The following is a 9723-nucleotide window of genomic DNA, read 5'->3' on the forward strand; positions in this document are numbered from 1 at the left end:
TGTCTGAATCCCTCACAGCCCTTTGACCCCCTGCTTAACTATCCTTCCGAAGCAATCACTTTTTACAGAGAAAAACACGCTATTTTCAGCGTGTTCAAGAATTTTTATCCTTATCTTTAAATTGCAAAATGGCGATTACCAACATCCCAAAGCTAATCATCAGAGATAGTGCTTCAAATGTACCCATCTATACATCGCCTCCCTATATTCAGCCTTCNGTCCCAACTTGTCCTATACAAGCAAAAATAAGTTGGTTGTTTGTACCCAATTTATTGATGCCGGGCAAGTGACTGGTTCTGTTCTGAGGGATATGCACAAGTCATGAATAATTAAACTTTTGATGTATTACAAAAGCACCATGACAGATGGAGTGAACTTATTTTGATGAACTACTTTCTATTTTAACGAGTTTCATGTCTTGTTTCAAAATAGCAAGATAGGATTAATTGACTTTATTATTTCAGCGAATCAAGTCTCCTTTAATAGTAATTAAAAACATTTATGAGCATCTGCTCACAGCCAAGTTTTGTTTACATAGAAAAAAGTTAATATATTATTATCGGCAAGTAAAAATGCTCAGATTTTTTCTGAGCGTTTTTTGGCGTAATATTTACTAACTAGATTGAACAAAAGCGGCCATTAGGTTCAATAGATCCCCATGAGATAAGTAGGTAACTAGTATTTAACGAAGGTGGTAACGCTTCGTTTTGATGTAATCGTACGTCTGGAAAGCTCTTCTATCCATTTCTTTGAGTCTAATTGATATTCACCATATTGATTTTTGTAAGCTTTTTTTAATAGATTTATCGTTCTAGCCTCTTCTGGATAGCTAATTATACCGAAATTTCACCAGTAATCCATCCTTTGATAAATGCGTCTAACGAAGAAGCAATCCAGCTTCGGCTATCATCTTCGTGGTTCCATACAAATATGTCGTCTTTTTGGATAGACCCGTTTAATATGGAGAAACCGAATAAATCACCATTGCCTGCATCAGAGAAAAATAATAAATGATCAAAAGGCATATAGCAGTCTTTGTATTCCTCAAAATTTCTATAAAATAAGTTATCTTTAACGATTTGTTCTGTTGACCAAATTAGAGGACAATCATATTTATCAAATACTCCGTTTGTTTCATTGAACAATTCTAATAATTTGCGAGGCAATTCAACATTTAATTGCTGTTTAATAAGTGTGATTTGAGCATTGGTTGCTGGTGCTTTGAAATGATAATCTTTCGATATGGTCTCAATGTAATTTTTCCACATTTTTCGATTCCTCCCTTTTTACAGTTATCTTACCGGTTATAATATACAACCTATCAATATGTTTACTTTCTTCAACAAAAGCCTCAATTACTTTAACATTATTTCACAATCTATTAGAAAGACACTCGCAAAATAACTATCTAAAGAAATTTTTAATGGCATCAAGACGTATTTTAAAACTACAATCTTCGCAACAAAAAATCTTACTCCTGCTTTCCTTAAATTGTTTATATTTTAGTGAACCTTCGTATACTTTGAATTTTCTTTTGCAGCTATAACAAAGTATCTCATAGTAAATCATTGTTATCCCCCTGAGCAGCACATTATTTTTTAGTTGATTTATCGAAAATTGTAACCAGTTCTCTAGCATATTCTTGAACATCTAAATTAGGGTTTCTCACTAATTCCAAAGTAAATCCGTCAATGGCATGTCTTATAGTTAACGCCATCACCCTTGCTGATGATCTGGTGAATTCTCGGAAAATTCCTTCTTGCATCCCTAGGGTAAGAATATTTTCAATTGGAAGTAAAATAGCTTCATCATGGCCTGCTGCAAACTGAAGTTTGCCATCGTCCGTTCTCTTATTAGAAACCACTTCTATAACAGCAAAAACATGCTGGCGATTTTCATCTATAAATGCAAAGTTGGATTCAATATACACCCGAAGCATATCTTTAGGAGATGTTTGTGCTTCTATTCTTGGAGCAACATAGGCTTGCCAAGCCAAATAGTATTCGATAGGTATTTGCTCCAATAATTCCTCTTTATTTGCAAAGTGATAAGAAATAACCCCCTTACTGATATTTGCACGTTTTGCAATCTGTCCTAATGATGCTTGAGCGTAGCCTAATTCTGCGATCGTTTCAATCGCACATTCCACAATTTGAGTTCTGCGGGCTTTTTCAATGAACGACATTTCTTTTTGGTTAGTTGGTTTATTTTTTTTACTCATGTTTTAATTTTAGTACAGTCGTACGAATTATTCAAATGCAAAAAACATTTAGGTAACAATCTACTGATCGGGCAAATGGAACTGCAAATTCGGGAGTTTGAAGTAAATAACCATAGATAACCTTTTAATCCGGGATTCTTTTCGAAATATTGAAAATGGATCCAGACAAAAGGGGTATGGGTTAGTGGAGGTATAAACAGCTTTTAAAGCAGAGGAAGTATAAACATGAATTAGATTCAAATAGTCAATTAATAAGGTGAATAAAGTATGTAGTTTTTAAGTAAGGGTGTCCATTAACAAAGGAACACCCTTTTTTTACTAATATTGGAAAGTTAAGGTGTTCATAAAAACTAAAAACAATATCAATGTTCTTGCAATCCTTCAAAACACTTATTGACTTAAATAGTCCACGTTATAAACGCCATTTTCTTAAAAAAATGTAGCTTTGAAACAAGTAAAGATTGATCATTTGGAATAAAATCCGACAATTTATAAAAAGTTTGATACGATTACATTGACAAGTCAAATGGCAGCAGTTCCGCTAAACTGGCCATTTTAGATGAAGGTTTTAGGAGTGAAGAAATGAATAACTTTTATACAGCATTGTCTTATGTAAATAAGGTGATTTATGAGCCTAATCACTTAACTGTAAAGTCGATACAAGAAGAAAAGCAAAATTCTAAGTATGGTGCGGGTATATTTGAATTAGCTTCTAGAACAGTTCGATTCAGAGTTGCGAATACAACCCCTTCCAAGATAGGGCAGTTTGTTGCATTTTGGGAGAAAGATGAAAATAATAAAAATCAGCCCTACTCATATGATGAAGCACCGGATTTGTTAGTTATAACTACCTTTAAAACTGAAAATGAGTTTGGACAATTTATTTTCCCAAAAGAAATTCTTTTGAAGCAGAATATTCTTAGGTCTAGTTCAACAATTGGGAAAATGGCAATAAGAGTTTATCCTAACTGGGATAGTCCAACAAGTAAACAAGCAATGAAAACTCAAGAATGGCAGTTTCCCTATTTTGTTGATATGAGTAACTCGAATGACTTACCTATAGATAAAATACTAGAACTATATTCTTAGTAATCCTCTGCATTCTGGCGCGATTGTGGAGTAAGGAATTAAATATTATAAGTTAGAAAAAAGGAATGTCTCAGAAATTGAGACATTCAACAGACGTTTGGAAATATCGCTGAATAGGGCTAAACCGTTTTATTCTCCTCCTCAACAGCAATAACCTCTCTTGCTGCTTCTATGAAAGATAATATGATTGGTGAAAGCCACTTGTCTTTATGCCATGCCATATGAGTGTATACGTGCAAGTCTGAAAGCTGCCATGGAAGAGCAACAAGATCACCCCGTTCAACCTCGTCTTCCACCGTGATTTCAGGAAGAAAGGCAATACCGATTCCTGACATGGCACATTGTTTAATGGCTTCGGCATTTTGAAACTCTAAATAAGTAATACTATCAATGCCCTTTTTCTCAAATGACCGGTCAAACATGGTTCGATAGGGACAGCCTGTTTCGTTAACCAGGAATACTTCTCCATGAAAATCATCCTGCTTCAGTACAGGCAGTTTCGCAAGTGGATGGTCAGGAGCAGCAAACAAGCGGAACGTTTCTTCCAGTAACGGTTCTACAGCAAGTCTCGTTGAGAGAATGGTTTCGTCCAGCATAAAGACGACATCCGCGGTTCCATCAAAGAGCGTCTGCTTGAGTTCCTGATTTGGAACAGAGCGGAAGATCAGACGAACTCCTGGATGGAGGGATCGAAATCGCTTAAAGACAACTGGAAGGCGATAGGCGCAAAGAACCTCGTTGGCACTTATCGTCAGGGTGCCGCTAAGAGTTTCGCTGTCATGAACGGTACTGCGTGCTTCGTCCAATTTGTCTAAAACGCTTTGGATATGAGCTAAAAAGCGCTTACCCGCAGCTGTGAGGACGAGCTGCTTGCCTAAGCGGTCAAAGAGACGAACACCAAGCTCATCCTCCAATGCTTTTATTTGCATCGTGACGTTGGAGGGGACGTAGTTCAGAACTTCCGCAGCCCGGGTGAAATTTAAAGTTGAAGCAACCGTTCGGAATGTAATCAGTTGGCGCAGTTCCACCATCATTTCCCCCTTTTACTTTCAATAATATTGAATACTGCTTTGAATTTTATTCACTTTTATTGAGAGTAACACAGCTTTATACTGACAACAAGAAATACATTCTTATGTCTGTGTTTCATTTTGAAGGGAGAGATACGAACAATGGATTATGAAATTTTTGATTTAGGAGACGTAACCTTGCAGTCCGGAGTGAATTTACCGAATGCTTTTCTTGCTTATAAGACTTATGGAAAATTGAATGAAAAGAAAGATAATGTCATTGTCTATCCAACTGCTTTTGGCGACCAGCATGTTCAAAATGAATGGCTGATTGGGAACGGCATGGCACTAGATCCGAGAGAATATTTCATTATCGTTCCAAATCTGCTGGGAAACGGATTATCTTCGTCACCTAGTAATACGCCTGCTCCATTCGACAAGGCTAATTTTCCGCAGGTAACCATTTATGACAACGTTACATTCCAATATCGGCTTGTGACCGAAAAATTCGGCATTCAAAAAATTGCGCTCGTGGTTGGCTGGTCAATGGGAGGCCTTCAATCATTCCAATGGGGGGCAAGCTACCCCGACATGGTGGAACGAATTGCCCCATTCTGCGGAGGTGCAAAGACTTGGCCGCAAACGTATGTGGTCCTGGATGGAATGAAAGCTGCCCTCATGGCTGCAGTTGGATTTGATTCAAGTAAATTAAACGAGTTGACTTCTGTAGACATGCGCGCTGTTGGACGTGTGTATGCGGGATGGGGGGTATCGCAGGCCTTTTACAGAGAGGAACTTTATCGTGAGATGGGCTTTGAATCATTGGCAGAGTTTGGAGTTGGCGTCTGGGAAGATAGCTTTATGAAGATGGATCCGCACAATGTCCTCGCTATGCTATGGACAGGCCAATTTGCAGATATTAGTGCAAACCCTGCCTATAACGGAGATTTCGATAAGGCGCTCAAAAGCATTAAAGCGCTTGCCTGCATCATGCCAGGAAGCACGGATCTCTTCTGCACGGCGGACGATAATAAATACGAGGCAAAGCTTATACCTCATGCTGAATTTAATCCAATCGAGTCGATTTGGGGTCATTTTGCCGGTCGCGGAATCAACAGTAAGGATAATCAATTTATTGATGACAGCTTAAAACGCTTGTTGGCAGTTAGTACAATTAGTTAGATGAATGGTAGTTTTATATTTTGTTGTCCGTGATTCTAACTTAAGATAATTGTGAGGATATGTACTTGAATTATAGGGCAGCGGATGTGGAACAAGACAGTGGCTGCAGGCTAGTATCGAATGGGGAAATGATTATAAAATAACGGGCTGAAGAATGTTATTTCAATTCTTTTAATGAAAGCTATTCTTCTAAAGGGAGAGTAGCTTTTTAATTTTCAGCAAAAAAGTATTCCTGAAAGGAAGAAAGCCTTATTAAATAAGCATCAATTCAGAATTCACATAAACTTGGGTTTTCTATATTTTAAATAACTGAAAATTAAAACTTTCTAATGTGATAAACGTATAATAAAGAAAGGGGGGATTATATGTGGTGGTTAATAATCATAGTGGGAATTTTGTTGTTTTCTTTATGGATCGATTGCAGAAGGAAGAAAAGACGAAATGATAAGCATACCAAGAGCATTGATCCTAGTATAAACAAAGGAAAAGTGGGTAGTGATTGGAATAGTGGGGATGGTCCTGCTGGATTCTAATTCTGCATTCTTATTTAGCCAACGGAAGGATCACTTCTTTTCCTAACAGGATACAGCTTCATTTAAGGGGGGATATTTTTGAAAACCAGAAAAGGCCGTCTCATTTGGTTATGTGTATATTTTTTGATTTTCTTAACCTACATTTCACTTTATTTTTCCTATGATTTTTTTACAGCTGAACAAGATGCTAGAATGCTTCAACTAATGATATATGTATTTTTAACCTTTATTCTCGTTTTGTTAGCGGAATGGTTTAGAACTTTTGACAAGGATAGCCCTCTATAAAAAAAATACATTTTTGGAGGACTCGCATTAATCTGGTTTATCTTTTTATGGGTGCTTTTTGGAGATATGGTTCATTTTATTAGCTAACATGGGTACGATATAGCGGAATAATTAGTAAGGGGAGATGAGTTCATGGCAAAGTATGAAAACACATTAATTGGCGAATTTGAGAAAGTGGTTAAGCGTTTGGAAACCGATATTGGCAATAGTGGAATCAGCATGAATTTAGTTGATGAAAGCAATTATACGATTGGGACTACTAAAATAGCTGTGCTTGTTTATGATAAATATTTTATGAGAAATGGCAACCGAGCAAGTTTGAGCCTTACTGTAGTTGGGGATAGCAGTAATATTTTTATTTCAGCCATTGGAGCTGGTGGAGGAAGTCTATTTAAATTTACTCTTGGGGCTGAAGACGATATGGTAGAAATCGTGAAAAAAAGTGTAGAACAAATGAAATAATCTTCATTCTATGTCTAAGGGCTGGATGAGCTATAACACTCAGCATAAAAATATGGATTGCCCTATAACCAGACAACCCATTTCTGCTGTTAATTATTTAATTCAACCGTTTCATTCACATCTGTAGATCTTGAGCTTTGCCCTGTCATGCGTTTATAGAGAAAGGCAATTTTCTTCGTGAAATTACCGGTTTCCCAATACTCGGCTGCTTCCGCTTTTACCTTTATTAGGACAACATTCGGATCATCATAAGAAGTTTGCATGATTTCCTCATACATTTTGCTCCACAATTCCTTTTTCTTGTCTAAATCCTCAACGATTTCCGCTCTACCACGGACGGAAACATAGGATTTGCCTGCATAAGCCACATTCACATCTTGATCATGTTTAATTTCTTCATATTTACTAGTCTCTTTTTTCGTAAAAAACCATAAGTCCCCATCAAACTCAACTTCTTGTGTTTTCATCGGACGAGAAACAAGCCCTTCTTCCGTTACCGTCGTCAGCATGGACGTGTCTACTTCTTTGATTAACTCTCTTAATGTTTCCATTTCTTCTTGTTTTATCATGTTTTTTCGTCACCTCATTCATGTGTATAGAGGTATAGTACCCTTTATGCTAGCTTTTATTCCGGTAGGGTGTTTCTTAAATTGACTCTAACAAATTGAAATAGAAAAACCGGAACACTATTGCCTATTTGAAGTATGGCAGGTTAAGTGAAGAAGGAAATCCCTAATAATTAGGCGAATATAAGGATAATAATTTTTTTAACGATAGGGGAGAACAATGACATTTGAGGAATTTTTACAAGTGAATAATTGCTATATTTCATTTGAAGGTATTATGGAACTCAGAACAGCGGAAGTAAGTCTTAGAATCATAATTAACAAAAGTGACAATCCAACAGACTTGCTCATTTTTCCTCATCCTGACAGCAAAGTGGAAACCCTCCAAATTGACTTTAAAAATTATGTTACCTATTCCGTTATTTATGATGATTTTACAATATGGGATGATAGTGAAGTATATCGGGGGAATTCGTTTCGGATTTATGAAAAATCAAATTACTTTAATTTCATACAAAGAGGATCATATCTTCCAAGCGAAAAATTAATTCATTATTCGTTATCTTGTTTTGAACATAAAGTAGATATTATTTCAGCATTTGAGCCAGTAATAACAATGATTAACCACGAAAAGATTAAGTAGTTTAATGTATTATATATCCTTGTGTTAATCTGCCGTAGAAAAGGAGGAATAATCATGCTAACAAAAAGTGAAAAAGAAAATCTCTTACTGAATAGCGACAAACATTTTAAAGCTTTGCTTGAAATCATTGAATCCATCCCTAGCAGAAAAAGGGACATTTCTATTGAAACGCAAGAAAGAGATAAAAACTTTCGCGATGTCTTGATGCATCTGTATGAATGGCATGCAATGCTTGAGAGATGGTATAGAGAAGGGATGGATGGAGATACCCCTTTTATCCCAGCACCTGGGTACAAATGGCGAACAATGAATCTATTGAATCGTCAAATTTGGGAAAACTATCAAGATGTAACATTCAATCAAGCGGTAAAAAAATTGAAGCGAAGCCATGAAAGAGTAATGGAACTCATTCAATCACATACCAATGAAGAAATCATGACAAAGAAATACTATAAATGGACAAAAACTAGTAATTTATACAGTTATTTTGCAGCAAACACTTCAGATCATTACATATGGGCAATAAAGAAATGTGAAGCAATCGCAACGTCTATAAAAGAAAGGGAAGAGGAGCATTTTGTGAATTAATTTAAGGGGTTTTTTTAATATGGTATGATGGATAAATGGAAGAGAATAATACTCATTACTTTTGCAATCGTTATAATAAGAGTTCCATCTGTTGTTTTTTAAGCTGAAAGGAAATGATTTTTTGTTAAAAATTCTTCGTTTTATCTTTACCGTAATAACCTTTTTATTTGCTTCATATGGGGTGATTACGAAAGACTTTAAGTTTGGGGATATTATGCTTTTCTTCTTAGGTCTATCCATGCTGATTATGGGGTTAGAAGAATTTAAAAAAGGACACAAAGGAATGGGATGTCTTCTACTTGCTGTTTTTTTATTTTCATTCTATGTATCAATAGAAGGATTCCTATTAAGCTAAAGGGTGCGGTTGCAGAATTATGTAATCGCATTTTTTATTTAAGGCACATTTCGTGTAGGTACGAGAACACATAGACGGAGAATTTCCGGCTAATGTATAAAAAGCGAGTTTAAGAAGCAGAGATAAGCGGAGATTTTCCGCTTAATTGCTCTAATTCAGACAAAATCCAACGATTTGGATACGATAACCGGAAAAACTTCCCTTATTTTTAAGGAAATACGGGTATTTCCCAAAATAAACGGAATTTCTCCGTTTATTTTTCAAATACAGTAAAATCAACATGTATGGCTGGATAGGTAGAAGGACTACGCATTTTGGAATAGGAGGGAAAAATTTTGAAGCAGGATAAAGTACCTAAGATATTTCTATTGTTTTAATAATTTCATAAATTCATTGAATTATCGAAGAGATTCCAGGTGAAAAAACCGTTAAAAGAAAAATTCCATGTAGTAACATTCGAAGTTGCTAATCAAGCAGGTAAAATCACTAGAGAAACTAGAATTTTCTACGTCAATCAATAAAACTTATGAAGAACACGTGCAGATGCATTGTGTTCTTCTTTTTTGAATGAACAAGGCATCAATCCCTCAAACAGGTAAGCGTAACAGCAAATAAGTTCAAACTTTCACGAAATGTTCAAATAATTAAGTTTTATAACTTGCAAATAGGTGTAACATATAAGTATAGAATATTCCGATTAAATACAAGTAGAGGGTGTATAGAAAATGCGAAAAACAATGAAAGAGCTTATTGAAGAAAATAAACAAGAGCTATTAAATGACAAAAAGG

The 9723-nt window shown here is 35.9% G+C and carries 13 protein-coding genes; 7 read left to right on the forward strand and 6 right to left on the reverse strand.

Annotated features, from left to right (window positions below; all coding sequences use genetic code 11):
* Positions 1–94 precede the first annotated feature (94 nt).
* The 4 genes from ASU02_RS26855 to ASU02_RS06260 all read right to left on the reverse strand — a co-directional run bounded on the left by ASU02_RS26855 (position 95) and on the right by ASU02_RS06260 (position 2221).
* A complete protein-coding gene (locus tag ASU02_RS26855; protein WP_232426174.1) occupies positions 95–187 on the reverse strand; it encodes a putative holin-like toxin in 93 nt (30 codons plus the stop codon).
* 646 nt (positions 188–833) lie between these two features.
* Positions 834–1268 (reverse strand): SMI1/KNR4 family protein, encoded by a 435-nt coding sequence (locus tag ASU02_RS06255; RefSeq protein WP_057762074.1) that lies wholly within the window; start codon positions 1266–1268, stop codon positions 834–836.
* Between the two features lie 136 nt (positions 1269–1404).
* Positions 1405–1569, reverse strand: coding sequence for a DUF2197 domain-containing protein (locus tag ASU02_RS26860; RefSeq protein ID WP_082631709.1), 165 nt, complete (start codon positions 1567–1569; stop codon positions 1405–1407).
* 22 nt (positions 1570–1591) lie between these two features.
* Complete coding sequence (locus tag ASU02_RS06260; RefSeq protein ID WP_057762076.1) at positions 1592–2221, reverse strand: TetR/AcrR family transcriptional regulator; 630 nt, start codon at positions 2219–2221, stop codon at positions 1592–1594.
* A 582-nt stretch (positions 2222–2803) separates the two neighbouring features.
* Here ASU02_RS06260 and ASU02_RS06265 point away from each other — a divergent pair.
* On the forward strand, positions 2804–3310 hold the full coding sequence (locus tag ASU02_RS06265) for a MepB family protein (RefSeq protein ID WP_057762078.1): 507 nt from the start codon (positions 2804–2806) through the stop codon (positions 3308–3310).
* Between the two features lie 119 nt (positions 3311–3429).
* Here the strand turns inward: ASU02_RS06265 and ASU02_RS06270 are convergent, their stop codons facing one another.
* Positions 3430–4338: a LysR family transcriptional regulator gene (locus tag ASU02_RS06270; RefSeq protein WP_057762320.1), complete on the reverse strand. Its 909-nt coding sequence runs from the start codon at positions 4336–4338 to the stop codon at positions 3430–3432.
* Between the two features lie 144 nt (positions 4339–4482).
* On the opposite strand from ASU02_RS06270, the gene ASU02_RS06275 reads away from it, so the two are divergent.
* The 3 genes from ASU02_RS06275 to ASU02_RS06285 all read left to right on the forward strand — a co-directional run bounded on the left by ASU02_RS06275 (position 4483) and on the right by ASU02_RS06285 (position 6782).
* The gene (locus ASU02_RS06275; protein WP_057762080.1) at positions 4483–5502 is read left to right on the forward strand and encodes an alpha/beta fold hydrolase; all 1020 of its coding nucleotides are present in this window, start codon (positions 4483–4485) and stop codon (positions 5500–5502) included.
* Between the two features lie 365 nt (positions 5503–5867).
* On the forward strand, positions 5868–6035 hold the full coding sequence (locus tag ASU02_RS26335) for a hypothetical protein (RefSeq protein WP_157684487.1): 168 nt from the start codon (positions 5868–5870) through the stop codon (positions 6033–6035).
* 417 nt (positions 6036–6452) lie between these two features.
* Positions 6453–6782: a DUF6054 family protein gene (locus ASU02_RS06285; RefSeq protein ID WP_057762085.1), complete on the forward strand. Its 330-nt coding sequence runs from the start codon at positions 6453–6455 to the stop codon at positions 6780–6782.
* Positions 6783–6871: 89 nt separating this feature from the next.
* Here the strand turns inward: ASU02_RS06285 and ASU02_RS06290 are convergent, their stop codons facing one another.
* Entirely contained in the window at positions 6872–7351 is a 480-nt protein-coding gene (locus ASU02_RS06290; protein WP_057762087.1) for a pyridoxamine 5'-phosphate oxidase family protein, read from the reverse strand.
* Positions 7352–7568: 217 nt separating this feature from the next.
* Here ASU02_RS06290 and ASU02_RS06295 point away from each other — a divergent pair, with 217 nt between their 5' ends.
* The 3 genes from ASU02_RS06295 to ASU02_RS06305 all read left to right on the forward strand — a co-directional run bounded on the left by ASU02_RS06295 (position 7569) and on the right by ASU02_RS06305 (position 8934).
* Positions 7569–7991, forward strand: coding sequence for a hypothetical protein (locus tag ASU02_RS06295; RefSeq protein WP_057762088.1), 423 nt, complete (start codon positions 7569–7571; stop codon positions 7989–7991).
* A gap of 54 nt (positions 7992–8045) precedes the next feature.
* The gene (locus tag ASU02_RS06300) at positions 8046–8579 is read left to right on the forward strand and encodes a ClbS/DfsB family four-helix bundle protein (protein WP_057762089.1); all 534 of its coding nucleotides are present in this window, start codon (positions 8046–8048) and stop codon (positions 8577–8579) included.
* A 121-nt stretch (positions 8580–8700) separates the two neighbouring features.
* A complete protein-coding gene (locus tag ASU02_RS06305; protein ID WP_057762322.1) occupies positions 8701–8934 on the forward strand; it encodes a DUF3953 domain-containing protein in 234 nt (77 codons plus the stop codon).
* Positions 8935–9723: the final 789 nt, after the last annotated feature.

Origin of the sequence: Cytobacillus praedii, from assembly GCF_001439605.1 — a bacterium.
GTDB lineage: Bacteria > Bacillota > Bacilli > Bacillales > Cytobacillaceae > Cytobacillus > Cytobacillus praedii.